24 protein-coding genes are annotated in these 25,917 nt (G+C 27.1%); 7 read left to right on the forward strand and 17 right to left on the reverse strand.

Annotated elements, in window-relative coordinates:
• The first annotated feature begins 53 nt into the window (after window positions 1-53).
• From AC5SMR_RS03670 to gltX, 7 genes are all read left to right on the forward strand, one after another.
• Entirely contained in the window at window positions 54-1,475 is a 1,422-nt protein-coding gene (locus tag AC5SMR_RS03670) for a SurA N-terminal domain-containing protein (protein ID WP_494576107.1), read from the forward strand.
• Window positions 1,475-2,929, forward strand: coding sequence for an anthranilate synthase component I (gene trpE, locus AC5SMR_RS03675; RefSeq protein WP_494576109.1), 1,455 nt, complete (start codon window positions 1,475-1,477; stop codon window positions 2,927-2,929). The genes AC5SMR_RS03670 and trpE overlap by 1 nt, the downstream gene beginning before the upstream one ends.
• Window positions 2,929-3,501 carry an anthranilate synthase component II gene (locus tag AC5SMR_RS03680; RefSeq protein ID WP_494576111.1) on the forward strand — a complete coding sequence of 191 codons (573 nt, stop codon included), beginning with the start codon at window positions 2,929-2,931 and terminating at the stop codon, window positions 3,499-3,501. Before trpE ends, AC5SMR_RS03680 begins: the two co-directional genes overlap by 1 nt.
• Window positions 3,502-4,494: an anthranilate phosphoribosyltransferase gene (trpD, locus tag AC5SMR_RS03685; RefSeq protein ID WP_494576113.1), complete on the forward strand. Its 993-nt coding sequence runs from the start codon at window positions 3,502-3,504 to the stop codon at window positions 4,492-4,494.
• Window positions 4,487-5,278 carry an indole-3-glycerol phosphate synthase TrpC gene (locus AC5SMR_RS03690; RefSeq protein ID WP_494576115.1) on the forward strand — a complete coding sequence of 264 codons (792 nt, stop codon included), beginning with the start codon at window positions 4,487-4,489 and terminating at the stop codon, window positions 5,276-5,278. Before trpD ends, AC5SMR_RS03690 begins: the two co-directional genes overlap by 8 nt.
• A gap of 88 nt (window positions 5,279-5,366) precedes the next feature.
• A complete protein-coding gene (gene lexA, locus AC5SMR_RS03695) occupies window positions 5,367-6,044 on the forward strand; it encodes a transcriptional repressor LexA (protein ID WP_271487021.1) in 678 nt (225 codons plus the stop codon).
• A gap of 22 nt (window positions 6,045-6,066) precedes the next feature.
• Window positions 6,067-7,467: a glutamate--tRNA ligase gene (gltX, locus tag AC5SMR_RS03700; RefSeq protein ID WP_494576117.1), complete on the forward strand. Its 1,401-nt coding sequence runs from the start codon at window positions 6,067-6,069 to the stop codon at window positions 7,465-7,467.
• Here gltX and lpxB read toward each other — a convergent pair.
• The 17 genes from lpxB to proS all read right to left on the reverse strand — a co-directional run bounded on the left by lpxB (window position 7,444) and on the right by proS (window position 25,917).
• Window positions 7,444-8,580, reverse strand: a complete 1,137-nt coding sequence (gene lpxB, locus AC5SMR_RS03705) for a lipid-A-disaccharide synthase (protein WP_494576119.1) — start codon at window positions 8,578-8,580, stop codon at window positions 7,444-7,446. The genes gltX and lpxB overlap by 24 nt on opposite strands.
• A complete protein-coding gene (locus tag AC5SMR_RS03710) occupies window positions 8,577-9,371 on the reverse strand; it encodes an LpxI family protein (protein WP_494576121.1) in 795 nt (264 codons plus the stop codon). The genes lpxB and AC5SMR_RS03710 overlap by 4 nt, the downstream gene beginning before the upstream one ends.
• 1 nt (window position 9,372) lies before the next feature.
• On the reverse strand, window positions 9,373-10,149 hold the full coding sequence (lpxA, locus tag AC5SMR_RS03715; RefSeq protein ID WP_494576123.1) for an acyl-ACP--UDP-N-acetylglucosamine O-acyltransferase: 777 nt from the start codon (window positions 10,147-10,149) through the stop codon (window positions 9,373-9,375).
• A complete protein-coding gene (gene lpxD / locus AC5SMR_RS03720) occupies window positions 10,146-11,126 on the reverse strand; it encodes a UDP-3-O-(3-hydroxymyristoyl)glucosamine N-acyltransferase (RefSeq protein WP_494576125.1) in 981 nt (326 codons plus the stop codon). The genes lpxA and lpxD overlap by 4 nt, the downstream gene beginning before the upstream one ends.
• Window positions 11,127-11,182: 56 nt before the next feature.
• Window positions 11,183-11,632 (reverse strand): 3-hydroxyacyl-ACP dehydratase FabZ, encoded by a 450-nt coding sequence (gene fabZ / locus AC5SMR_RS03725; protein ID WP_494576127.1) that lies wholly within the window; start codon window positions 11,630-11,632, stop codon window positions 11,183-11,185.
• A gap of 2 nt (window positions 11,633-11,634) precedes the next feature.
• Window positions 11,635-12,165, reverse strand: coding sequence for an OmpH/Skp family outer membrane protein (locus AC5SMR_RS03730; protein ID WP_494576130.1), 531 nt, complete (start codon window positions 12,163-12,165; stop codon window positions 11,635-11,637).
• Window positions 12,165-14,405, reverse strand: coding sequence for an outer membrane protein assembly factor BamA (bamA, locus tag AC5SMR_RS03735; RefSeq protein ID WP_494576132.1), 2,241 nt, complete (start codon window positions 14,403-14,405; stop codon window positions 12,165-12,167). Before bamA ends, AC5SMR_RS03730 begins: the two co-directional genes overlap by 1 nt.
• A 6-nt stretch (window positions 14,406-14,411) precedes the next feature.
• Window positions 14,412-15,578, reverse strand: coding sequence for a 1-deoxy-D-xylulose-5-phosphate reductoisomerase (locus AC5SMR_RS03740; RefSeq protein WP_494576134.1), 1,167 nt, complete (start codon window positions 15,576-15,578; stop codon window positions 14,412-14,414).
• Between the two features lies 1 nt (window position 15,579).
• Complete coding sequence (locus tag AC5SMR_RS03745) at window positions 15,580-16,248, reverse strand: phosphatidate cytidylyltransferase (RefSeq protein ID WP_494576136.1); 669 nt, start codon at window positions 16,246-16,248, stop codon at window positions 15,580-15,582.
• Window positions 16,245-16,922: a polyprenyl diphosphate synthase gene (gene uppS / locus AC5SMR_RS03750; RefSeq protein WP_494576138.1), complete on the reverse strand. Its 678-nt coding sequence runs from the start codon at window positions 16,920-16,922 to the stop codon at window positions 16,245-16,247. Before uppS ends, AC5SMR_RS03745 begins: the two co-directional genes overlap by 4 nt.
• Window positions 16,919-17,470, reverse strand: coding sequence for a ribosome recycling factor (frr, locus tag AC5SMR_RS03755; protein ID WP_006997012.1), 552 nt, complete (start codon window positions 17,468-17,470; stop codon window positions 16,919-16,921). Before frr ends, uppS begins: the two co-directional genes overlap by 4 nt.
• Window positions 17,471-18,322 carry a translation elongation factor Ts gene (tsf, locus tag AC5SMR_RS03760; RefSeq protein WP_494575633.1) on the reverse strand — a complete coding sequence of 284 codons (852 nt, stop codon included), beginning with the start codon at window positions 18,320-18,322 and terminating at the stop codon, window positions 17,471-17,473.
• A 1-nt stretch (window position 18,323) separates the two neighbouring features.
• Window positions 18,324-19,145 (reverse strand): 30S ribosomal protein S2, encoded by an 822-nt coding sequence (gene rpsB / locus AC5SMR_RS03765; RefSeq protein WP_494575631.1) that lies wholly within the window; start codon window positions 19,143-19,145, stop codon window positions 18,324-18,326.
• Window positions 19,146-19,274: 129 nt separating this feature from the next.
• Window positions 19,275-22,691 carry a DNA polymerase III subunit alpha gene (dnaE, locus tag AC5SMR_RS03770; RefSeq protein ID WP_494576140.1) on the reverse strand — a complete coding sequence of 1,139 codons (3,417 nt, stop codon included), beginning with the start codon at window positions 22,689-22,691 and terminating at the stop codon, window positions 19,275-19,277.
• Window positions 22,675-23,361 carry an ABC transporter ATP-binding protein gene (locus AC5SMR_RS03775; protein ID WP_011282025.1) on the reverse strand — a complete coding sequence of 229 codons (687 nt, stop codon included), beginning with the start codon at window positions 23,359-23,361 and terminating at the stop codon, window positions 22,675-22,677. The genes dnaE and AC5SMR_RS03775 overlap by 17 nt, the downstream gene beginning before the upstream one ends.
• Window positions 23,354-24,586, reverse strand: a complete 1,233-nt coding sequence (locus AC5SMR_RS03780) for an FtsX-like permease family protein (protein WP_006997017.1) — start codon at window positions 24,584-24,586, stop codon at window positions 23,354-23,356. Before AC5SMR_RS03780 ends, AC5SMR_RS03775 begins: the two co-directional genes overlap by 8 nt.
• Window positions 24,583-25,917, reverse strand: coding sequence for a proline--tRNA ligase (gene proS / locus AC5SMR_RS03785; RefSeq protein ID WP_011282024.1), 1,335 nt, complete (start codon window positions 25,915-25,917; stop codon window positions 24,583-24,585). Before proS ends, AC5SMR_RS03780 begins: the two co-directional genes overlap by 4 nt.

Raw genomic sequence — 25,917 nt, forward strand, 5'->3', positions numbered from 1 at the left:
GAAAAATTTAATCTATAGCTTGGTATTTTAAAGATCAATAAATTAATGAAGTAATGATAAATCCTTTTAAAAATTTTTCTAAAAAGAAAATTGGTGGTCTACTACTAATTTTTGTAATTATAGTAGCTTTTGGTTTTGGTGGTTTTGGTGGAGGATTTAGCACTGGCAATCAAAACAACATAGCTAAGATAAATAATACTAACATTTCTACACAAGATTTTATGGATTATTTAAATGAATCAGGATTAAGCCAACAGGTAATTAAAGAAAATATCGATAAAAATATTATAGAAGAACTTTTATCTACATTAGTATCCACGACTCTTCTTGATCTTGAAATAGAAGAACTTAATCTTTCAATCACAGAAGACGTATTAATTAGAAAAATTAAAAATAATAAAAATTTCCATGATGAAAATGGATTATTTCAAAGAACATTATATGAAAAATTTTTATTAACAAATAATTCTTCTGCAGCCATGTTTGAAATACGCTTGAAAAATAATGAACTTCAAAAACAATTATTTACCTACATAAGTGGTGGAACAAAATCACCAGAATTTTTAATTAATAAATTTTATAAAGAAAATAACAAAAAATTAGATATCGAATATATCGATCTAAGTACCTTTTATAAAAAAAAGGAAATGTTTACAGATAACGATATTAAGTTTTTCGTTGAAGAAAATGCAGAAAAATTAAAACAAGATTATATTGATTTCACTTTTGTTGAAATTAGCCCAAAAAACTTACTAGGTATTGATGATTTTAATCAAGCATTTTTTGATAAAATTGACGATATAGAAAACCAAATATCAAAAAATATTGATTTTAAAACTATAGTTAAAAATTTAGATATTTCCCCTACTGAAGTTAACTCATACATAAATCTTGATAATAAAAAAATAATAGAAAATATGATCTATAATTCAAGAGAAGATAAAATTGAAATTCTTGAAAATAATGGTGCTTATATTTTTTACAATATAAATAATTCAATCTCTAAATTGCCAGATCTTGAAAATCCTATATTTAAAGAACAAATTACAAATCTTCTATTTCAAAAAGAAAAGTTTGAATTTAATAAAAATATTTTAGAAAAAATAAATAAAAAAACATTCAATCAAGTGTCATTTAATGAGTTTGGTAAAAAAAATATAAAAGAAATTAAGCTAGATTCTATAAATGATACTAAAAAATTTGAGACAAACTCAATTCAAATACTCTATTCTCTTCCTATTAATTCTTTCACATTAATCACAAACAATGAAAATGATGTGTTTATTGCAAAGACTATAAAATATGAAGAAAAAAACATTAACAAAAATTCTGCTAATTTTGGAAAAATATCTTCTGAAGAAGGGGCGCAAAGTAAAAATAAAATTTTAAAATCATATGATTTATTTTTAAATAACAGATACCAAGTTGTTGTGAATGAAAAAACACTTGAGCGAGTTAAAAATTATTTTAGATAATGTTAAATAGAAACTTTAATGATTTTAAGTTTCAACATAAAAGAAACAAAAATCAAATCCTCTACACCACTAGGAAAATAAGAAAAGATGACGAAATCATAAATCTAATTGATAATTTTCTTTTAGAAAAAAATAGTTTTGTTTTTGAATCTGTAGAAAAGGGAAAAATAAGAGGTAGATACACTATTTTTGGTAAAAACCCTGATAAAATTTGGGAATTCAATAATAACAATTCATATTTAGTTACAAACAAAACTAAAAAAAAAATTAAAGGAAAACCTGAAAAAATTATAGAAAAGATAATTGAAGAATTTAAATTTAAAATACCATCAGGGCTTCCTCCTATTAGTTCATTAATTTCTGGTTATTTTTCTTATGATTCAATTAGATACATAGAAAAAATTCCGAATAAATGTAGAGATGATTTGAAACTACCTGATGTAAGGCTTTTAAGACCAAGAGTGTTAGTTGTCCATGATAACTTGAAAAAGAAGATTTTTTATATTGTTAATATCTTTAAGGATGAAAAAATTATAAATTATAAGAGTAGATACCTTGAAATTGAAAAACAAATAAATGAATTATTAATTCAAGCCTCTCTCCAAAAAAAAGGTTTTAATAAAACCATTATCAAAAATATAAAAATTAAATCTAATACAACTAAGCATAAGTTTTTAAAGATGGTGAGCAAAGCTAAAAAATACATAAAAATTGGAGATATTTTTCAAGTCGTCTTAAGTCAAAGGTTTGAAGCTAAATTGTCTAAAAGACCATTAGAAATCTATAAAAAACTTAGAACTACTAACCCATCTCCATTTATGTATTTTTTTAATTTTGATGATTTTCAAATTATAGGAGCTAGTCCAGAAATTTTAGTAAGACTAAGAGATAACAAGATTACTGTTAGACCAATTGCTGGAACTAGACCTAGGGGTAAAGATTTAAAAGAGGATAGCTTTTTTGCAAGAGATTTGCTTAAAGATAAAAAAGAACTTTCTGAACATTTAATGCTACTTGACTTAGGTAGAAATGATGCTGGTAAAGTTTCTAAAATAGGAACTGTTAAAGTTACAGATAGTTTTATGATCGAGAAATACTCTCATGTAATGCATATAGTTTCTAATGTGATGGGCATTTATAATAAAAAAATTTCAAAATTTAAATCACTACTTGCTGGATTTCCTGCAGGGACTGTTTCAGGAGCACCTAAAATTAGAGCTATGGAAATTATTGATGAGCTAGAAACCACTAAAAGAAAAGTTTATGCTGGAGGTATAGGTTATTTTTCTGCGAATGGTGAGTTTGACACATGCATTGCGTTAAGAACTGCTGTTGTAAAAAATAAAAAATTTTATGTCCAAGCTGGTGCAGGAATAGTAGCTGACAGTAATCCAATTAAAGAATACGAAGAAACTGTTAATAAGGCCAAAGCTTTAGTGAATGCATTAAAATAATGAAAATTTTATTAATAGATAACTATGATAGTTTTACATTTAACTTATATCACTATGTATCATCACTAGGCGTTAAAGTTGATGTGGTTAGAAATGATAAAATCACCCATGCACAAATACTAAAGATTAAATATGACAAAATTATTATATCACCAGGACCTGGTAATCCAGATCAATCAGGAAATTGTATTAAAATAGTAAAGGCACTTTATAAAAAAATGCCAATTCTTGGAGTATGTTTAGGTCATCAAATTATTGGCCAAGTTTTCGGTTCAAAAATTATTCAAGCAAAAAAGTTAATGCATGGGAAGACTAGTTTTATAAAATCAAAAAAAATAGGTATACTTAAAAATCTTCCCTCTAAATTTGAAGCTACAAGGTATCACAGTCTTATAGTTGATAAAAAAACATTATCTGATCAACTTGAAATTACTGCAGAAACTGAAGATGGAATCATAATGGGCATAATGCATAAAGAATATAATATTCACGGTGTTCAATTTCACCCTGAAAGTATAAAAACTACCTCTGGAATTAAAATATTAAAAAATTTTATTAATTACAAAAAGTAAATGAAAATTTTCATAGATAAATTAAAAAATAAACAAGACTTATCGTTTGCTGAAAGCAAAAAAGCTTTTGAAATCCTAATGAATGGCAAAGCTTCAGATGATGAGATTTTTGATTTTTTAACTCTACTTTCATCTAAAGGTGAGAGCTCAGATGAAATTGCTGGAGGGGTTTTTGTTTTAAGAGATAAATCTAAAAGAGTTACCGTTAATGACTGTATTGATACATGTGGAACGGGTGGAGACGGTATGAACACACTTAATATTTCAACCGCTTCAGCACTACTTCTATCTAGTATGGGGATAAAAGTTGCAAAACACGGCAATAAAGCTGTTTCCTCTAAATGTGGTTCAGGAGATGTTTTGGAAGCTTTAAATATAAAGATAGATTTAGAGCCTAAAGATATTGAGGAACAAATTGAAAAAAATAACTTTGGTTTTATGTTTGCACCTAACTATCACAGTGCAATGAGATTTGTTGGTCCTACTAGAAAAAAAATAGGAAAAAGAACAATTTTTAATATGATTGGTCCCTTAAGTAGTCCTGCACTTGTTGACAGACAAGTAATTGGTGTTTTTGATAAAAAACTATTAAAAGTTTTTGCTAATGCTTTGAATAATTTAGATATTAAATTTGCCTGGATTGTAAATAGTGAAGATGGATTAGATGAAATATCACCCTATTCAAAAACTAATGTTGTTCAATTAAAAGATGGTAAAATTTCTGAAATATTAATTGATCCTATAAAACTAAATATAGGTGCAAATAAATTTGAAAATTTACTTGGTGATGATGCAAAATTTAACGCAAATAAAATGTTAGATATATTTAAAGGTGAGGATAATGATTTTTCAAAAGCTGTTTGTTTAAATGCTGCTGCAGGTCTTATTGTTTCAGAAAAACATACAATTTTTATTGATGCTTATAATGAAGCAAGAACACATATATTGTCAGGAAAAACATACAATGACTTAAAGGAAATTCAAAATGTCTAAAGATGTACTAAAGGAAATTATTAAAAAAAAAATTGAAAAAGTTGATTTATTAAAAAAATCAATTTCATTAAATTCTTTAAATGAACAAATAGATCAAAATAAATCATTTATTAACTTTAAAGATAAAATTCAAAACAACATTGATAATAATAAAATTTCTCTAATTGCAGAAATAAAAAAGGCAAGCCCAACTGCAGGTATCATAATTGATGATTATAACCCTATAGAAATAGCAAAAATCTACAACAACAATAAAGCTACATGTTTATCAATTCTTACTGAAGAAGATTTCTTTCTGGGCAGCCTAAGTGACATTAGTAAAGTGAAAGAAAAAATAAATTTACCCGTTTTATGTAAAGATTTTTTTATTGATAAGTTTCAAGTACCTCTTGCAAAAAGTTATGGTGCGGATGCAATATTAATTATATTAGCTGGTGTCTCTGACGACCTTGCTAATGAATTATATGAAGAAGCATTGAGACTTAATATGTCAATAATTGTTGAGGTCCATACAATAGGAGAAGCCGAAAAAGCTCTTAACTTTAAAGAAGCATTAATTGGAATAAATAATAGAAATCTTAAAACTTTAAAAACAGATCTTAATACAACTTATGATATCTATAACGTCTTAAGTAATCACTCCTCCCCTTTAATTTCTGAAAGTGGCATTAAAACAAAGGAAGAACTTCTTGCCTTAGAGAACAAAACAGAAATAAAAACTTTTTTAATTGGTGAATCACTTTTAAAAAATTTAAATAAAAATTCGATTTTTTCCGTTCTCTAGCAAAATAAGCCCCTATTTTAAACATTTTTTAGCTATTGCAGAATTAAAAGAACACTTGTAGAACAGATTTTGTACTTTATTTGTTCTTATGCTAACTAAAAAACAAAAAAACCTGCTTTTATTCATCAACAAAAAGTTGAGAGCCTCAGGTGTATCTCCATCATACGAAGAAATGAAAGATTCTTTAAATTTAAAATCTAAGTCAGGAATACACAGATTAATAAGTGCCTTAGAAGAAAGAGGTTTTATTAGAAGGTTGGCTCACAAAGCTAGAGCTTTAGAGGTTATAAAACTTCCTGAAACAGCTTCTGCTAATGATATTTACAATAGCTTTTCACCTAGTGTTATTAAGGGTGGTCTAGATACAGAAAATACTAACTTAAATGAAATGGAAATTCCTGTATTAGGTAGTATAGCAGCAGGAACACCTGTAGAGGCAATACAAAATGAAGTTTCTCGTATACCTCTTCCAAGCAATCTTGAAAAAAACGGTCAATATTTTGGTCTAAAAGTTCAAGGTGATTCAATGATTGAGGCTGGCATTAATGAAGGTGATACTGTTATCATAAAAAGATCTGACACTGCTGATAACGGTAAAATTGTGGTAGCTTTAATAGATGAACACGAGGCAATGTTGAAAAGAATTAGAAGAAAAGGAAAAACTGTAGCGCTTGAAAGTGCTAATAGAAACTATGAAACCAAAATATTTGGTCCAGATAGAGTAAAAGTTCAAGGTATTCTTGTATCTTTATATAGAAACTTCTAAGAAAATAGTCTAAAAATCATTGATGTCAAAAGTAGCAACAAGATTTGCTCCCTCTCCTACTGGAGCTCTTCATATTGGTGGTGTAAGAACTGCCTTATTCAATTGGCTATATTCTAAAAATAAAAATGGGACCTTTCATCTAAGGATTGAAGATACAGACAAGGAAAGATCTAAAGATGAACACAAAATTCAAATTATCAAGTCTTTAAAATGGATTGGTATTGAGCATGATGGTGATGAATACATTCAATCAACTAAAATTGATGATCATGTAAATGTAGCTAATGAACTGCTTAAAAATGGTCATGCTTATAAATGTTATTGTTCAAGTGATGAAATAGAAGAGCAAAAAAAACGAGCGAGACAAAAAAAACTTCCTTATGTTTACAATAGAAAATGTAGAGATCTTCAAGAGTCTAATGCGCCTACAATTATCAAACCAGTAATTAGATTTAAAAGTAAAATTAAAGGAACTTCAGTACTAAAAGATTTGGTGCAAGGAAATGTTGAAATAGAGAATATTATAATAGAGGATTTTATAATATTAAGAAATGATGGAACGCCAACATATAATTTATCTGCAACCGTTGATGATCATCAAATGAATATGACCCATATCATTAGAGGCGACGATCATAAGATTAATACATTCAAACAAATGCAAATATACTTAGCAATGAAATGGGAAGTTCCTCAATTTGCACATATACCTCTTATTCATACAATAGAAGGTAAAAAATTATCAAAAAGAGATAATGCATCAACTTTAGATGACTACTCCAAAATAGGAATAATGCCTGATGCATTGAGGAATTATTTACTGAGATTGGGCTGGTCTTTTGAAGATAAAGAAATATTTACTCTAGATGAGAGCATTAAGTACTTTAACTTAGAAGGTATAGGAAAATCACCGTCTAAACTAGATATGAGCAGAATTCTATCAATGAACGAGCATTATATTAAAAATATTGATGAAAATGATTTATTTAATCAACTAATAGAATACTGCAAATTATATAAGAGTGAAATTAAGTCAGATAAAAAAGATAAGATCAAAAAATCTCTAACTTTCTTAAAAAATAAAGCAAAAACATTAGAAGATATATTTAATAATGGTCAATATATTATTGTAGATGAGGTAAATTTTAATCAGGATGACATTAAGATCATTGATGATAAGGCAAAAAAAATTATTTCTGATTTCAATGCTCAATTTGCTATCATAGATAAACTTAGCAAAGAAACATTGGAACCAATAGTAAATGAACTAATTAAATCAAATAATACAAATTTTAAAGGAGTTGGTCAGCCTTTAAGAATAGCTTTAACAGGTTCAAAATTTGGACCTGGCATATATGATATAATTATTTCACTTGGAAAAGAGGAAGTTATAAAAAGATTAACTAATAAGAAACTTAGTTAATACGGAAGAAGCTTCATCAGAAGATGAGGTTTTTGATCTAATTTTAGTTAAAGTTTCATCACACTCATTGATTTGTTTTTTCATTAATTCTGGATTTTTTAAAAAATAAACAACAGAGTCGTAAATCTCTTTAGCATTACATTCTTTTTGTATTAATTCAGGAATTATCTCTTTGTTGTTAATAATATTGATGATATTAGCAAATTTTGTTTTCACCAACACTTTAACAATTAAAAAATTCAAAAAATTCATTTTATAAATAATTATAGAAGGAACTCTTGCGTTACAAATTTCAAGAGAAACAGTTCCAGATTTAGAAACTGCAAAAATAGATTTATTTAAAATTTGTTTTTTAATATTTTCTTCAGAAATAACTTCAACATTTTTTAAATTTATATTATGAATTTTTTCACTAATTAAATTTTTATTATCCTCAGTAGTATGAAAAATAAAAGTAAAATTATTAAATTTTTTATTCATCATATTAATAAAATCTATCAAGATAGGTAAAAGTAAATTAACTTCCGACGATCTACTTCCAGAAAAAAGAGAAATAATTTTTTTATCATTAGATATGATGTTAGTTAGATCTATTTTGTTTTTTGACTCTTCTTCTAGCAACGGATGACCGACAAAAGTGTTTGGAATATTTTCTTTATCAAAGTATTTTTTTTCAAAATCAAATAATAATAAAATATGATCTAAAAACTTTTTAAATTTTTTTACTCTGCCCTCACGCCATACCCATACTTGTGGTGCTACATAATGAATAGTTTTTATATCATTGTTTAATTTTTTAACTTTTTCTGCAACTCTTAATGTAAAATCAGGACTATCTACACTAAACAAAATATCTGGATTAAATCTTATTATCTCTTCTACAGTTTTATCTATTTTATTCTTTATTTTAAAAATATTTAATAAAACACTTGTAAAGCCGATGTGGGTAATTTCCTTTAGCTTAAAAATAGATTTTATCCCTAACGAATTTAAATGTGTTCCACCGACACAAGCATATTGAATATTTGGATTATTTTTTTGGACTTTGGATATGACTTTAGAGGCAAGTTTATCTCCAGAGGGTTCACCAGTTAATATAAAGATTTTTTTCATTTTACTGAGATAAACATCTTATTTCTATTCGCAAATTTTATGCATTTGATTTTATCTAAAAAAACATGTTGTTTGTTTTTTATAACAATACCCTTTAAACCAGCAGTCTTACTTTGTTTGACAGTTTTTAATCCTATCGTTGGCAGATCTACTCTCAAGTCTTGTTTTTTTTTGGGAAACTTAACTAATACTCCATGATTTCTAAATATTTTGCTTTTGCTTTTTTCAAGCATTTTTTTAGTCCCACCTTTTCCTTCTATAGAAATCACTTTTTTGTTTCTAACTACAACAGCTTGGCTAAAATTATATTGTCTTAAATTATTTAATGTTTTAATTGCTATTTTAATATCTAATTGATCTTGTTTGTTTGGTTTTATCTTTGAATAATTACCTTTCGTTAAAGATAATTCGGGATTAAATTTAAGAGAATTTTCTGTTTTAATCTTGTTTTGAGCAAATATCTTAATAATTTCTTTAAGTATCGCTGCATCTCCAAGCTTTGAGGCTTTGATTATTCTTGGTATATAATAAATTCCTTTTAAATCCAATTTTAATTTAGAAAAGTTTGGTTTATTTACTTTTCCAGCAAATAAGACTTTTTTACAGTTATTTTCCCTAAGAATATTAATAATTTTACCAAATTGACCCATGGATACAGCAAAAGAATTTTTATCTTTCTTAAATTTCTTTGTTTTTGATAAATCAATTATCAAATATTTTATTTTATTTTTTTTAATTGTTTTTAGAATTTCCTTTGGAAAATCAGTATCACCAAAAATTAATCCTATCATCTTATGAAAATGGTGTGCAAATAGATCTTTTTTTATCTTTTGTTATAAATTTAATTACATCTTTAACTAACGGATTTTCTTGAAAAGAGCCATTTAATTTACTTATATTTTCATTAATATTTTTTGTAGCAAAAATTTCTTTGTAAGCGTCACTTAAACCTAAGATATCCTTGTTTTCATACTTAGCTCTTCTCAACCCTATTAAGTTCAATCCTTGCAATGAATTTCTATTTCCAGTAGACAATCCATAAGGTATTACGTCATGTAATACACCCGTCATTCCACCAATCATTGCCATTTTTCCAATCCTAGTGAATTGTTGAACAGCGGAATTGCCACCAATAACAACATTGTCCTCAATAATTGCATGACCACCTAAAGGTACATTATTTGCAATTATTACATTATTACCAACATGACAGTCATGAGCGATATGTGATGAAATCATAAATAAACAATTATTTCCAATAACTGTTTTGCCCCCACCGCTAACTGTACCAGGGTTTATTGTTACATACTCTCTAATTTTGTTATTATCACCAATTATTAAATTGGTAGGTTCACCATTGTATTTCAAGTCCTGTGGATCATTAATTGAAACAAAAGGATAAATCTTATTTCCCTTTCCAATTTTAGCACTTACAGAAATATTAACATGAGAATGAATGATAGTATTTTCATCAATTTCTACATTGGGGCCAATTATACAATATGGACCAATCTCAACATTTGAAGCTATTTTTGCTTTTGGATCTATTATTGCTGTTTTATGGATCATTTATTATCTTTGATGAATTTTTTTAAATCTTTGGCAGGATAACCCATTTGTTTAGTATTATCAGGAATATTCTTTATAACACCGGATCCACCTCCTATTTGCACATTATTACCAATTTTTAAGTGCCCAGATATGCCTGCTTGACCACCAATCATCACATTATTTCCTAATGTAGAGCTTCCAGCAAATCCAACTTGACCAGCAATGATGCAGTTTTCTCCGATCTTATTATTGTGAGCAATATGAACTTGATTATCAATAAAGGTATTCTTGCCAATTACAGTATTAGACAAAGAGCCCCTGTCTATTGTAGATCCACAACCTATTTCACAATTATCTTCAATTATCACAATTCCTATGTGAGGATATCTAGTATTTTTATTTTTATTTGGGAAAAAACCAAAACCTTTTTTTCCAATTACACATCCATCTAAAATATAAACGTTATTTTTAATTAAAGTATTTCTGATGATAACATTAGATCCAATTGAACAATTATCACCAATGATTACATTGCTTTCAATTATTGAATTATGCCCTATTGAAGAATTGAGCCCAATTTTAACATTTTTTCCAACCAATACATTTTGACCATGTTTCACAGTCTTATGTAAAATTGTTTTTTCAATGTTTTCAGTTTGGGGATCAAAATCGTCAGTAACAGAATCCGGATAAAATATTTTAGTAATTATAGCAGTAGAGATAAGAACATTATCAACCTCAATAGGTTTACAATCATTTGGTAATATACTTGATAATTGCTTAGTAGTTAAGCAATAAGCAGCTTTAGTGATTGAAGCCACAGCTTCATATTTTTTTGAATGAAAAAAAGTAATATCTGTATTTGATGCTGTAACAAGATCCTTGATATCTAAAATATTTGTTTCAACATATTTATATTTATTATTAATATTTGCAGAAATTAAGATATCATCAATTTTTATAGGACCTTTATTCTTAAAAAATGGATTATTCATTGATAAAGTTTTTTATCAAAAATTTTAAAGGTTTGCTTATCAAGAATTATTACTAATTATTTTTTATCAACAATGGTAGCTGACCATATAGCGTCAGCCATTTTTTTTCCATCAACGAATGCTTCACCCTTATACTTCCAGACTCTTCCATGAGATCTAATTGCTTCTATATTTAGTTCTAGCTTACAGTCTGGAATAACTGGGTTTCTAAATCTTGCTTTTTCAATACCCATTAAAAAAACAAGTTTGTTTTCATAAGTTTCTCTATCAATCCCATGCGCGGTAAGAGCTGCAGCTGCTTGACCAAAAGCTTCAACAATCAAAACTCCTGGCATGACAGGATTACCAGGGAAATGTCCTTGGACAAAAAAACTATCTTTCTTAACATTAACAATTGCCGTTGCAGAAAATAATTTTTTGATATTAATTAATTCTTCTATAAGGAGCATGGGCTCTCTATGAGGTAATAAATTGATTATTTCTTTTTTATTTAATTTATTGGTCATAATTATTGTAATTCTATACTTTTAATTTTTGAATTTAAAATTTCAAGTATTTGACTTGTAATATCTAATTCTTTTTTACCTATTATAATGCCATGTTTTGGAATGATGTATGAGATAGAATTTTTTTTAGCATAATCCGCAAGAATTGGTGTAAGTGACTCAGTAAGGTTTGTTTGGGCAACATTTTTTATTTTTATAATTTGATTAATTGTTTTACTTCGAGATACTTTGTAGTCTTCAACTTTTTTTTTAAATAGCTGTACTTCAATGAGATATTCTTTTTCACTTAAAATATTTTTTTTTGAAATTATATTCCTTTCTTCAGTTTGTAAATTTTTTTCAATTTCTTCAAACTTTTTTTTATTTAATTTAGTTTTTTCATCTAATTTCTTAATGATTGACTTCCCAGCTAGTGAATTATTCATCAAATAATCTATATCTAGATAGTAAATATTATTATTTGATAGAGCAATATTTGTATAAAAAAGAATAAATACTGTGGTTAAATAAATACAGATTTTTTTGAAAGTCATTAAAATGTTGTGCCAAGGTTAAATCTAAAACTTTCGGTTTTATCAGTAGAGCTTTTAGTAATAGGTTGAGACAATGAAAAATTTAGAGGTCCAATTGGTGTTAATAGATCCATTGCGACTCCTGTTGAGCTCCTAATTTTATTATTATCATCAATAGCACTATCATAATCGACACCCCATACATTGGCAGCGTCAATAAATAGAGAAAAATCTACATTTTGAAAGGATGGTAAAAGTTTAGGTAGTGTAGCACTGAAATTTAGAGCAGAAATATAATTACCACCAATATAGTCATTATTTTCGATTGGACCAATTTTACCAGATTCGAAACCTCTGAGTTTACTGCTAGGCATAAATAACCTTTTTGAGATTCTTACATCCTCATTACCAAGTGAATTTACAGCTTTTCCATAAAAACTAACTTTTGTAACCATATTTGATATTTTCTGATATCTGGTTGATTCAAATGAATTAACAATTTCATAATTATCTGACATTACTGGTAGTTCCTGTTGAAATATATTTCTAAAACCTTCATCTGGTCGAAATCTTTTATTTGTTAAGTCATAGACTAAAGAATAGTTAAAATAACTATCAAAATAATTTCCTTCTTGTTTTTTTAGAGATGTTGATGCAGCGCTTGTTGTTTCAAGTTTTTCGTAGGAGATATCAACCTCAGGTCTAAAGTATAAATTTTCAAATTGTTCAAAAGAAGTACCTAGGGATACACCTAAATCTGATGTTTTGTAACCAAAGTCAGTTATATTATCAGTACTGGTACTTCTTATAGAGGTAAATAAAGAGTTATCTGAATAATTAAAATTAGGTTTTTCATATATAAATTGTCCCTTAACAGAGTTTTCTGAAAGTTGTAAATTTGAGTTTAATTTAATCCCCTTCCCTAAAAAATTATTTTCTTTTATACCTCCACCTATTGTGCCGCCTGATGTTCCAACACCAGCACCTAAAGAAATTTCTCCAGTAGGTTTTTCTTCAACAGTAAGATTTACCACCTTAAGACCTTCGCTAGAACCTGAAACAATATTAGTTTCTACTTTTGAAAAAATATTTTTTGCTTTAATATTGTTTACAGATTTGTTGAATAAAATTTCATTATAAGGATCACCCTCATCTATTATTAAAGAGTTTCTAATAACCTCTTCAATAGTATAATTATTTCCTAGTATGTTAATTTTTTCAACATAAAATTTTTCGTTATCTTTCAAAGAAAATGAAATGTTCAATTTATTATTATCTATTATTGTTTCTTCTAGTGACGCATCAATAAATTGGTATTGTTTAGTAAGTGCTATTTTATCAACTTCTCTTAAAATTTTCTCAACTTTATCTAATGAGTACTCTTGATTTTTTAAATCTAATAAGGATTCATTAATTTTAGTAAAATATTTTGAATCGTAGTCATCAGATAAAACTAAAGTTAATTCGTTAAATATAAATTTTTCACCAGAATTAATATTGAAAATTAACTTAAAAGAATCTTCATTATTAAATTCTACAAAGGAGTTTGTTATTTTTACATTATAATACCCATTGTTTTTATAAAAATTTGCTAATAGTCTTTTGTCTAATTCTATTCTTTCCGAATTAAGATAAATAGATTGTGAAATAAATTTCCAAAATTTAGACTCTTCAGAGGTGATTATGTTCATAAGTTTTCTATCTTTAATTTTTTTATCTCCAATAAATTGTACTTCATGGATTTTAGCTCTTTTGCCTAAATTTATATCGTAAGTAAGTCGTGTAGAATTTTGTTCTTCATTTAATGTAGAGGTAGTTTTAACATCAGCGAAGTAATATCCGCTACTTTTCAAAATATTCTTTACTAAATTTAAATCTGATAGAAACAATGATTCGATATAAGAACTACGGTTTTTTAATTTAATCTTATCAAATAATAGCTCAGTTAATTTTGTACTTTTAATACCATTTATTTGGACATCTTCGATGATTGGATTTTCAATGACAGAAATTTCTAAAATTGAATTATTAATTTTTAAGTTAATTTCTTTAAAAAAATTTGTCTCATAAATATTCTTAAGCACCATATCTAAATCATCGTCATTGTAACTTTTGTTAAAATCTATATCACCAAAAATTATTATAGATTCTTTAGATATTCTCTTATTACCATCCACCTTAATATCACTAATAGTTTGAGCTATAGATAAAGTGGAAATAAAGAATAAAATAAAATTAATTCTTATAATTGTTTTAAACATAAGGTTTTATATAGTTAATTTGTTAATTTTCAAACTTACATAACTGTTCAATTTGATGATTTCATCAATATTTTTGACCTTAATTTTTTTAAATTTTGTAAATTCCTTCATTTTGATTATTTTCAATAAGAAAGTTGATATTTGATTAAATGTTATTTTTTTCTTTAAAAATAAATCAACCAATTTGTCGTTCGCACTTACTATAACAGTTTCAAATAATGAGTCATTGTGTGGCATCTTCTTTAAAATTTTTACAACTGGAAATTTAGCAGTATCTACCTTTGTAAAATTAAGTTTACTTAATAGATTAAAGTTAAGTTTTTGCGTTCGAATTTTTTTTTCATACTTGCTATAAAAAGAGTTAAAAATTGGAATTTTCATATTTGTATCGTGTATTAACATTTTTGTTAAGCCATTATTAAATTTAATAATAGCATGAACATAGGAAGCTGGGTGAATTAAGATGTTTAATTGACTATATTTATAATTAAAAATTTTTTTAGCTTCTATAATTTCAAAAACTTTATTCATCAATGTTGCAGAATCTATTGTTATTTTTCTTCCCATTTTCCAATTGGGGTGCTTAAGCGCTTGTTTTATAGTAATTTTTTTAAACTTATTAAAATTTAATTTGTTAAATGGTCCACCTGATGCTGTAATAAATACTTTTTCTATATTAATATTTTTAGCATCATCAATTAAAGACCATATTGAAAAATGTTCAGAATCTACTGGTATAAATTTAACTTTAAATTTATCTAATTCTTTTTTTATTAATGACCAGCCACAAATGATAGACTCTTTATTGGCTATTGCTATATTCTTTGTAAACCTAATTGTTTTTAAAGTGGGGCTTAAACCATCCAAACCAGAAATTGCATTTAATATATAGTCAGCTTTTTTTTTATTAAAAATTTTATGTATTGAATCATAGTTATTATAAATATTAATTTTTTTATTTTTAAGTATTTTTTTAATTTTTAAAAAACTTTTTTTTTCTCTAACAACAATATTTCTAACTTTAAAAATTTTTAATTGTTTAAGTAATTCATTAATATTTCTATTTACAGATAATAATAAAATATCACAATTTTTTTTATCTTTTTTAACTATGTCCAAAAAGGATTTACCAATTGAACCGGTCGAGCCTAAAAGTACTATTTTTTTTTTCATATTAGTTTAAAAAATTTAACAAAAGTATACCTAACGGCACAGCAAAAATTATGCCATCCATTCTGTCAAGTAATCCACCGTGACCAGGAAGAAGATCGCTAGTATCTTTAACTTTAGCTTTTCTTTTTAAAAGAGAGATGAATAGATCTCCTATTTGGGAAATTAAAGAAATTACAATTGTTAGTATTATTAAAGTAAGCAAGTCGTATATAATTACTTCATTATAAAATATTGGTATTAAAACCATCGATAAAACAATTGAACCAATGGATCCTGATATAGTTTTATTAGGGCTTATTTTAGTAAGTTTTTTTCCTTTAAAAGTTTTTCCAAATACTAATCCACCAATGTCAGATAAAATTGCAACTAAAACTGAATACAATAAATATATTTTTAAATCAGTATAATCAGATTCTATTATAAATATAAAATAAACCAAAATAGATAAATACAGTAATGAAGCTGACTTTGATATATACCTAAAAAAATGGTCCTGATATCTATTGCCTTTTATAATTTTAGAAATCAATGCATAAAATTCAATCCATATAATTATTGCTATAATCATTATTGAACCAATCATTATAAATGTATAAAAATACATTGCTGCCAATAAAGAAAGTAAAATAATAGATGTGAATATTCTTTTTTTTAATTCGTTATTCATCATATTGAGCCAAAATTTCTTTTTATGGATTTAAATTTATTTAATATTTTCTTAAAATCATTACTTTTAAAGTCAGGCCATAATTTTTTTTCAAAGAAAATTTCCGTGTATGCCAACTGCCATAGCATAAAATTACTTAGTCTCTGAGTATTTCCAGTTCTTATCAAAATATCTGGATCTATCATATTTTTTGTAAATAAATTATTATCAATATTTTTTTCATTTATTTTAATTTTTTTTTTCCTGATGTTTTTTATAGAGTTAATTAATTCACTTTTGGAACCATAATTCAAAGCAACATTTACCTGTAATGATGAATTTTTTGATGTTTTTAATTCTGAATTTTTTAAAATTTTTCTTAATCTAATGGGTAACTTATTTATTTCGCCTATAAATTTTAGTTTAATATTTTTTTTTAATAGGTTATCAATTTTATTTGTCAAAAAATTCTCCAATAAATTAAATAAATAATTTATTTCTTTTTTTGGTCTTTTCCAATTTTCAGTTGAAAAGGTATAGAGTGTTAAATATTTAATATTTATCTTCAAACATTCATCAATAACAGACTCAACTGTATATAACCCTGCTCTATGGCCTGCGTTTCTTGAATTTTTATGTTTAATACCCCACCTTCCGTTTCCATCCATGATGATGGCCACATGTTTGACTGGGTTCATATGGTCATTATTTCTTTTTCTTTGGCTTCAACTTTAGTATCTATGATTTTAATATGCTCATCCGTAAATGATTGTACTAATTTTTCATTAATCTTTTCTTCATCTTCACTAATTATTTTTTCTTTAACTAGGTTTTTTAAATCATCGTTGGCTTCTCTTCTAATATTTCTAATTGAGATTTTACACTTTTCACCCATAGATTTGATTAATTTTTTAATCTCTGTTCTTCGTTCTTCATTTAAATCTGGTACTGGCAACCTAATTAATTGACCATCAATTTGAGGATTTAAACCTAATTCTGATTTTTTAATTGCAGTATCAACAAGTGGCACATTATTAAGATCCCAAACTTGGATGTTAATTGTTCTGGCATCTGGAGTTGTTATGCTTGATACTTGATTTAAAGGCATAGCTTGACCATAAACATCAACTTTAACAAGATCTAACATCGAGGCATTTGCTCTGCCAGTTCTTAATGATGTTAACTCTTTCTGAAAAACTTCAATGGTTTTATCCATCTTCTGGCTATATGTTTTTTCATTAAACATTTATTCACCTATTTTAATTCTTAGAAAATTGTTAATCTTTAAATCGGGTATGTTTAGTTCTTTTATGATATCTTGAACTTTCTTTTTTGGTTCCATAACCCAGGCTTGTGTTAATAAAGCATTTTCTTCTTTAAATTTATTCATTTTACCTAAACTAATTTTTTGTGCAATCTCCTCGGGTTTTCCTGAGTTTTTTAACTCTTCTGCAACAAGATCCTGTTCTTTTTGAAGAAGATCTTTATCAATCAAATCTGAACTTAGTGCCAAAGGATTTGAAGCTGCAATATGCATTGAAAGTTGTTTACCAAAAGCCTTAACATCTTCACTATCGTTTGAGGTCTCAAGTGAAGTTATGACAGATAGTTTAGACAAATTATCTTTAACTACAGTATGCAAATAATTAAAATTTTTAGAACCTGGTTGGCTAAATGTTTTAGCTTTACCAAGTGTTATCTTTTCTCCCATTTTTGCAATTAATGCAACAAGGCTATCTTCAACTGTTTCTCCATTTGCCATTTTTGATTTATTGAGTTTCTCTAAATCAGATGAATTTTGATTATTCAGCTCACTTAATTCTTTTGCAAAGGATACGAAGTCATCATTTTTAGCAACAAAATCTGTTTCACAATTAATTTCAATAACTGATATTTTATTTTCATCACCTGAAGTCGCAATAACACCTTCTTTAGCATCTCTTGACATTTTTTTTGAAGCTTTAGAAATTCCTTTTACTCTTAAAATTTCAACAGCTTTATCTAAGTCACCTTCAGATTCTTTGATTGCTAAATTACAATCTTTAAATCCAGCACCAGTTGCTTCACGTAATTGTTTTACTTTTTCTATATCACTCATGTTAATTTAGTTTTTCCTTATCTTTTTTTGAAAATTTAGCATCTAACTTTTCTCTATCAATCTCCTGAATAGTTTTTGATGAAGTTTCTTTTGTTTTTGTTTCATCAACATCTGGTTTTTCCACAGATTTAGATGGAGCAGCTTTTTTTGCATTTTCAATAGTTTCTTTTACTAAATTACAATACAAATCAATCGCTCTTCTAGCATCATCGTTACCAGGAATTGGGTAATCAATACCATCAGGATTAGAATTGCTGTCAAGAATAGCACAGATTGGAATACCTAATTTAGAAGCTTCAGCAATAGCTAGAGATTCATAATTAGTATCAATAATAAAAACTAGATCGGGAACCTTTTTCATTTCTGCAATTCCACCTAATGCTCTTTCTAATTTATCTTTTTTAACACTCATCTTTAATAGTTCTTTTTTTGTAAAGCCTCTATTTTCAGCTACAAGATCAGCCTCATATTTTTTCATCTTTTTAATTGATCCTGAGATTGTTCCCCAGTTGGTTAGCATTCCACCTAACCATCTATAGTTTACAAAGTATTGTCCAGTTTCTTTTGCAACTTCAGCAATAGCTTCTGATGCTTGTTTTTTAGTAGATACAAAAAGAATTTTGCCATTATTGGCTATCGTATTGTAAACTTTTTCCAAAGCTACATTGGTTAGTTCTAATGTTTGAGTTAAATCAATAATGTGAATTGAATCTCTTTTTCCAAAAATGTATTTTTTCATCTTTGGGTTCCATCTTAAGGTCTTATGACCTAAATGAACGCCTGCTTCTAATAGTTGTTGGATAGTTAGACTTGGTATTTTCATATTTATTCCCGGTTAAGCCACCACAGTAATTTCCATTTAAGGACCGGAGGTATAAAACCACAAACTGTGTGAGTGTTAATTTAATTTAAGAGTTATTTACAAATTATTTATAAAACAAACAAGTCTTTTTTAATGAATAGTTGTCGAAATATCTTTATTTCTGATAATATTGATAGATTTCCTGTCAATTAGACGCTTGTTTTTCAATTTAAAGCTAATTTCATTGTTTTTATCAGTTATATTAATTTTTACCTCAGTTGTCCCCTCTTCATTCACTAAATCAGATATTTTATCGATGTCTTTAATTGATTTAATATTAAATAAAATTTCGTTAACAGGCTTATTAAAAAGATCCTTGAGAGATGCAATTTTTTGAACATTTATTCTTTTAAATCTATTTTCATCGTTAGAAATGGTTTTGATCAAAGTTATGATTAAGGAGCTACCCTCCACTAAAGCCTCTCTATTAAGTTCTAAAATATCTGAAAAAATAAACAGCTCAAAAACACTAGTTAAATCAGTGAACTTAATAACTCCGTATGAATTACCTTTTGCAGTTTTTCTTTCAGTGATTTTTAAAAGTGTAGCTGCAATATTTGCCTCTTTTATTGTATCATCCAAATTAAATTGTGCGTAATCGACAATTTTATAGTCATCAAAAATTTCTTTAAATTGATTTAAAGGATGGTCAGATATAAAAAAACCAATAGCTTCAAATTCTCTTGATAAACGATCCTCAAACTTCCAATCATCAATATTTAGAACTATTTCATTATCCTGTTCTTCATCTGAACCAAAAAGATCAATTTGATTTGCTGCTTTGTTTTCATAAATATTTTTTGTTTTTAAAATAAAATTTGGAATAGAATTAAATAAGGCTTGTCGATTGTTATCTATATTATCAAAAGCTCCTGCTTTAACCAAACCTTCTAATTGAAGTTTATTTATATCTTTAGGATTAACTCTATTTAAAAAATCATTTATAGATTTAAAATCTCCATTTTCATTTCTTTCTTTAATAACATTTGATATTGCTTCATAGCCAACACTTTTAATTCCACCAAGTGCATAATAAAAATTATTGTCATCAAATTGAAAATCTGCAAAGCACTTATTAATGTCAGGTCGTATTACTTTAATATTAATTCTTTTTAATTCTTCATGGAATTCACCCAATTTATTTTGATTTGAAATATCCATTGTCATAGATGCTGCAAAAAACTCTTTAGGATAATAGGTTTTTAAAAAAGCTGTTTGATAAGAAATTATAGCATAAGCAGCAGCATGACTTTTGTTAAATCCATATTCAGCAAATGGTTCAATTTTTAAAAAAATACTTGCTGCAACATCTTTGCTAATTCCATTTTTCAAAGCACCAGCAATAAATCCCAGTTTCTGCTTTTCTAATTCGGCTCTTTTTTTTTTACCCATAGCTCTTCTTAAAATATCTGCCTCACCAGCGGTAAAACCAGAGAGTTTTTGCGCTATTTGCATCACTTGTTCTTGATAAATAATAACTCCATAAGTAGGTTTTAAAATATCTTCAAGTAGTGGATGTAAGTAATCAGGTGTTTGTCTTCCGTGTTTACAGTCATTGTAAATTGGTATGTTGCTCATAGGTCCTGGACGATAAAGAGCAACAAGAGCAATAATATCTTCAATGTGGTTAGGTTTCATTTGCAACAATGCTTCGCGCATACCAGCACTTTCAACTTGAAATAATCCAACAGTGTTACCAGAAGATAAAAGTTCAAAAACTTTTTGATCATCAAAATCAATATCTTCAATTTTGAAATCTTTAACTTTTTTATTAATCAATTTTTGTGTTCTATTAATAACTGTTAAAGTTTTTAATCCTAAAAAATCAAACTTGATTAAGCCAGCATTTTCTGCTGAATACATGTCAAATTGTGTTGATGGTAACAGCAAGTCTGCTGCAGCATCTTTGTATAAAGGTACAACTTCTGTTAATTTTCTATCAGCTATTACAACGCCTGCTGCATGTGTTGCTACATTTCTATTTAAACCTTCTAATTTTAAAGAAAGATCAGTTAATTTTTTTACACGTGGGTCTTCATTAACTAATTTTTGAAGTCGTGGTTCACTATTAATACACTCAGTTAGACTTTGAGGTCTAGAAGGATCAAAAGGGATCATTTTTGAAATACTGTCAACAAAACCATATGGTAGACCTAATACTCTACCAACATCTCTAATAACCATTCTTGCTTTTAATTTTCCAAATGTAATTATATGAGCAACACTATCTTTATATTTTGTAGTTAAATATTTAAAAACAAGATCTCTTTTTTCCTCACAAAAATCTATATCAAAGTCAGGCATTGATACTCGATCAGGGTTTAAAAATCTTTCAAATATTAAATTAAATTTAATCGGATCAACATCCGTAATGGATAAACACCAAGCAACCAGTGAGCCAGCACCAGAACCTCTACCAGGTCCTACTGGAATATCGTTATTTTTAGCCCATTTAATATAATCAGATACAATCAAAAAATAACTTGGATATTTCATTTCAATTATGATTTTTAACTCATGATCTAGTCTGTCTTTGTATTTCAAGAATTTATCATCTGTTTTTAAATTGTTTTCTTCAATTTTAAAAACTTTCTGAAATTTTTCTTTTAATCCGTCTAGCGAATCTTTTTTAAGTATTTCATCAGCACTACCTCCTTTTTCAGAACTAATATTTGGAAGTACAGGTTTTGAAAACTGTGGTCTAAAATTACATTTAAATGGTAAATTGAAGTTATTTTCTAAAGCTTCAGGAAGATCTGAAAATAGCTTTGACATTTCTTCATTAGATTTAAAATAATGCTGGTTGCTATATTTAATTCTATTTTTTTCATTAACATAAGTTTTAGAACCAATGCACGTTAAAGCATCATGAGCTTCGTGCATGTCGGGTGTTAAGTAATAAACTTCATTTGTAGCTATAATTGGTATTTGAATTTTTGAAGATTGTTCTAAATTGAATTTTTCAAAAGCAATTTCGTTTTGATCACCATGTCTTTGGATTTCTAAGTAAAAATTATCATTAAATTTTGATGATAAGCTTCTATATAGTTTTGATATTTCATCTAAACGACCTTTTTCAAATAGTTTACCAAATAACCCTTGAATAGTTCCAGAAAGTAAGGACACACCCTCAGTGTCTATTAAAAGATCTTTTACATCTAAATGAGGGTCAGATAATGCATCATTTTCAAGGTAAGACCTTGAGGAAAGTTCAATAATTCTCTTATATCCATTTTCGTTAAGAGCTATTAGGGGTAATAGCCCTGTTGTATCTTCAAATTTAAAATAGATTTGAGTGCCAATAATTGGCTGTGTACCAACCTTAGAAATATTTTCAGCAAACTCTAATGCACCACATAAATTAGATGTGTCTGAAATACCTAAGCAAGGTATTTTTTTTTCTTTACAAAAATCTTTTAAGTTATCAATTTTGATAGCACCTTCACAAATTGAATACTGTGTATGAATTTTTAAGTGATTAAAATTTTGATTATTTAATTCTGGCATTGATAGCTTTTATATTACCATCAATCATTTCTAATTTGCAATCAGCCATATTAGCAAAAAATCTATTGTGAGTTGCATAAATTATTAATCTATTTTTATTTTTTAATTTATATAAAACATTAAAAACCTCTTTAGCAGTAGTATGATCTAAGCTGCCAGTAGGCTCGTCTGCTAATATAATTTCAGGTTCATTAATTAGTGCTCTAGCCATTGCAATTCTTTGCATTTCACCTCCTGATAGTTCAGATGGAAAATGAGCTTCACGTGATGAAAGACCCATTGTTTTTATAATTTCTTTTGCTCTTTCAATTGAATTTTTTTTATCATTTGTTAAAGCTAAACCAGCTAAATAAACATTCTCTAATGCAGTAAAATCTGGAAGTAAATTATTTTGTTGATAGATAATACCAATTTTACTTGATCTAATTTTATCATTTTTCGCATTTTCATTAAAGTTTACTGGTGTTTTATTAATTATCAATGAACCAGTGGTAGGTTTATCTATTAGTGACAAAACATTTAATAATGTAGACTTTCCAGATCCAGATGGACCAACTAGAGAATAAATCTTACCTTTTGTAAAAGAATAATTAATTTTTTTTAAAACATTTATTTTTTTATTGTTAGAAAAAGATTTAGATATGTTCTTTAATGATATCAAATTATTCATACTTAAGTCCTTTAACAGGGTCTAATTTTGAAGCTTTTATTGCTGGAAAAATTGAAACGATAATAGTTATAAAAATTGAACAAAGAGAAATTATAAAAATTGAAGTTGGGTTTATTTCAGAGGGCATTGTGCTCAAAAAATAAATCTCTTCAGGAAATAAGCTAATATTAAATGTATTACTTAAGAATTCTCTCAGGTTTTCAATGTATAGAGAAAATATTACACCTAAAAAGATTCCAAAAAGTGTTGCTGTAGTTCCAATAATAACACCAACAAGGAAAAATATCTTAACAATAGACTTGTTCATGACACCAATCGACTTGAGTATAGCTATATCTCTTGTCTTATTTTTAACTAAAATTGTAAGACCCGAAATAATGTTAAAAGCAGCTACTATAATAATCAAAGATAAGATTATAAACATTACATTTCTTTCAACCTTTAATGCAGAAAACAATGAGCTATTCATATCAGCCCAACTATATACAAATTCATTTTTGAATATTTCTTGAATTTTATTTTTTGCTTCTTCAATATTTGATGGTTTGTTCAAATAAATTTCTAGGTTACGGTCTTCTTTTTTAAAACTAAAAAAGTTTTCCAATGTTTCTAAATTTATAAAAGCAATATTTGCATCAAAATCCGCTAAACCACTATCAAAGATAGATCTAATAATAAAAGTTTCTTGCCGGGGTAGACTTCCTATTATTGTTTCAATGCCTACTGGAGACATTATTGATACTTTATCTCCTACACTAAGATCTAAATTAAAACTTAATTCTTTACCTATTGATATCGAATTCTTTGTTAATTGGTTTGATTTACCAATTAAGTTTCCTTTTTTTACAACATCAAGTTTTAGAAAGTTTTCTCTACTATAACCTCTTAAAATTAAACCTTTAGTGTAGTTTTTACTAATAACAATTGCTTCACCAGAATTACTAAGTATTAATTCTTTTGAAATTAATTTTAGATTTTCACTATTTAGTTTTTCTAAATTAATAGAAGTTTCATATGGCTTAACAGTGACATGAGCATTAAATCCTACAATCTTATTAATTAACTCACTTCTAAAGCCATTCATAACAGACATCACAATAATAAGTACTGCAACACCAAGGCTAATTCCAATAAATGAAAAAATGGATATTATATTTAAAAAACCGTCTTTTTTTCTGGTTTTTAAATATCTAAGTGTAATTTCTTTTTCTAATGCAGAAATCAATTTTTTAATTTTTGTTCAGTTAAAATTTGAGTTATTTGATCTAGTGTTAAACTTTTAGGATCCTTTCCAATCTCTTTAAACTCTAATAAATTATCTTCTGAATTTTTTCCTAAAATTATTTGATAAGGCACACCTATCAAATTAAATTTTTTAATTTTAGATGAAAGATTTTCATCCATATCATCAATAATTGTATCAATATTTTTACTTTCAAAATGTTTAAAAAGTTTATTCGCTTTATCTAATGCCGATGTATCATTTTTGTTAATCATAGGTATTATTGCAAGTTCGTATGGTGCTACAGAAAATGGCCATTTCATTATTTCATCTTTTTGATCATATTTAGCTTCTATAATTGCTCCAACTAGCCTTGATACACCAATTCCATAAGATCCCATTTTAACAAAATCTTTTTTGCCACCTGGGAGATCTACAGCTGCATTTAAAGCTTTTGAATATTTATCTCCAAAATAAAAAATGTGACCTACCTCTATACCTTTTGTAATTAACCTATTTTCTTCTGACACCTTTTCTTCAAATTCATTTTTATTAAATTTTTCATCGGCTACAGCGTAATATTGTTCATATTTTTTTCTTAAGTCTTGTAAGGATTGTCTATCCAATACAGTTCCTTCACTACCTAAATCAAAAACTCTTTTATCTGTAAAAATTTTACTTTCTCCTGTATCTGCTAAAATAATAAATTCATGAGATAAATTTCCACCAATTGGTCCCGTATCAGCTGCCATTGGTATTGCTGAAAGTTCTAATCTTTTAAATGTTTTTAAATATGAGAAAAAGAATTTATTATACGAGAATGTTGCATCTTCGTCATTAACGTCAAACGAATATGCATCCTTCATATAAAACTCCCTACCTCTCATTATTCCAAATCTTGGTCTAACTTCATCTCTAAATTTCCATTGTATATGATATAATAATTGAGGAAGTGACTTATAAGATTTTACACTTGATCTAAATATATCTGTAACTAACTCTTCATTGGTTGGTCCATAAAGCATTTCTCTACCTTGACGGTCTTTAATACGAAGCATTTCATCACCATAATCGTCATAACGACCACTTTCTTTCCAAATATCACTGGGCTGTATAGTTGGCATAAGTATTTCTTGGGCACCAATTTTATTTTGTTCTTCTCTTACTATTTGTTCAATTTTTTTCATCACCTTAAAACCTAAAGGTAGCCATGAATAAATACCTGCTGAGGATTGTTTAATCATACCAACCCTTAGCATTAACTGATGTGATTTAATTTTTGCTTCTGATGGGTTATTTTTTAATATTGGAATGAATGACTTTGAAATGTACAT

It is taken from the genome of Candidatus Pelagibacter sp. PS_28, assembly GCF_059417885.1.

What these genes read in the sequence shown, in the direction of transcription:
- AC5SMR_RS03670 (WP_494576107.1), top strand. Translation starts at nt 54, where the DNA reads ATGATAAATCCTTTTAAAAATTTTTCTAAAAAGAAAATTGGTGGTCTA.
- trpE (WP_494576109.1), top strand. Translation starts at nt 1,475, where the DNA reads ATGTTAAATAGAAACTTTAATGATTTTAAGTTTCAACATAAAAGAAAC.
- AC5SMR_RS03680 (WP_494576111.1), top strand. Translation starts at nt 2,929, where the DNA reads ATGAAAATTTTATTAATAGATAACTATGATAGTTTTACATTTAACTTA.
- trpD (WP_494576113.1), top strand. Translation starts at nt 3,502, where the DNA reads ATGAAAATTTTCATAGATAAATTAAAAAATAAACAAGACTTATCGTTT.
- AC5SMR_RS03690 (WP_494576115.1), top strand. Translation starts at nt 4,487, where the DNA reads ATGTCTAAAGATGTACTAAAGGAAATTATTAAAAAAAAAATTGAAAAA.
- lexA (WP_271487021.1), top strand. Translation starts at nt 5,367, where the DNA reads ATGCTAACTAAAAAACAAAAAAACCTGCTTTTATTCATCAACAAAAAG.
- gltX (WP_494576117.1), top strand. Translation starts at nt 6,067, where the DNA reads ATGTCAAAAGTAGCAACAAGATTTGCTCCCTCTCCTACTGGAGCTCTT.
- lpxB (WP_494576119.1), bottom strand. Translation starts at nt 8,580, where the DNA reads ATGAAAAAAATCTTTATATTAACTGGTGAACCCTCTGGAGATAAACTT.
- AC5SMR_RS03710 (WP_494576121.1), bottom strand. Translation starts at nt 9,371, where the DNA reads ATGATAGGATTAATTTTTGGTGATACTGATTTTCCAAAGGAAATTCTA.
- lpxA (WP_494576123.1), bottom strand. Translation starts at nt 10,149, where the DNA reads ATGATCCATAAAACAGCAATAATAGATCCAAAAGCAAAAATAGCTTCA.
- lpxD (WP_494576125.1), bottom strand. Translation starts at nt 11,126, where the DNA reads ATGAATAATCCATTTTTTAAGAATAAAGGTCCTATAAAAATTGATGAT.
- fabZ (WP_494576127.1), bottom strand. Translation starts at nt 11,632, where the DNA reads ATGACCAATAAATTAAATAAAAAAGAAATAATCAATTTATTACCTCAT.
- AC5SMR_RS03730 (WP_494576130.1), bottom strand. Translation starts at nt 12,165, where the DNA reads ATGACTTTCAAAAAAATCTGTATTTATTTAACCACAGTATTTATTCTT.
- bamA (WP_494576132.1), bottom strand. Translation starts at nt 14,405, where the DNA reads ATGTTTAAAACAATTATAAGAATTAATTTTATTTTATTCTTTATTTCC.
- AC5SMR_RS03740 (WP_494576134.1), bottom strand. Translation starts at nt 15,578, where the DNA reads ATGAAAAAAAAAATAGTACTTTTAGGCTCGACCGGTTCAATTGGTAAA.
- AC5SMR_RS03745 (WP_494576136.1), bottom strand. Translation starts at nt 16,248, where the DNA reads ATGATGAATAACGAATTAAAAAAAAGAATATTCACATCTATTATTTTA.
- uppS (WP_494576138.1), bottom strand. Translation starts at nt 16,922, where the DNA reads ATGAACCCAGTCAAACATGTGGCCATCATCATGGATGGAAACGGAAGG.
- frr (WP_006997012.1), bottom strand. Translation starts at nt 17,470, where the DNA reads ATGTTTAATGAAAAAACATATAGCCAGAAGATGGATAAAACCATTGAA.
- tsf (WP_494575633.1), bottom strand. Translation starts at nt 18,322, where the DNA reads ATGAGTGATATAGAAAAAGTAAAACAATTACGTGAAGCAACTGGTGCT.
- rpsB (WP_494575631.1), bottom strand. Translation starts at nt 19,145, where the DNA reads ATGAAAATACCAAGTCTAACTATCCAACAACTATTAGAAGCAGGCGTT.
- dnaE (WP_494576140.1), bottom strand. Translation starts at nt 22,691, where the DNA reads ATGCCAGAATTAAATAATCAAAATTTTAATCACTTAAAAATTCATACA.
- AC5SMR_RS03775 (WP_011282025.1), bottom strand. Translation starts at nt 23,361, where the DNA reads ATGAATAATTTGATATCATTAAAGAACATATCTAAATCTTTTTCTAAC.
- proS (WP_011282024.1), bottom strand. Translation starts at nt 25,917, where the DNA reads ATGTACATTTCAAAGTCATTCATTCCAATATTAAAAAATAACCCATCA.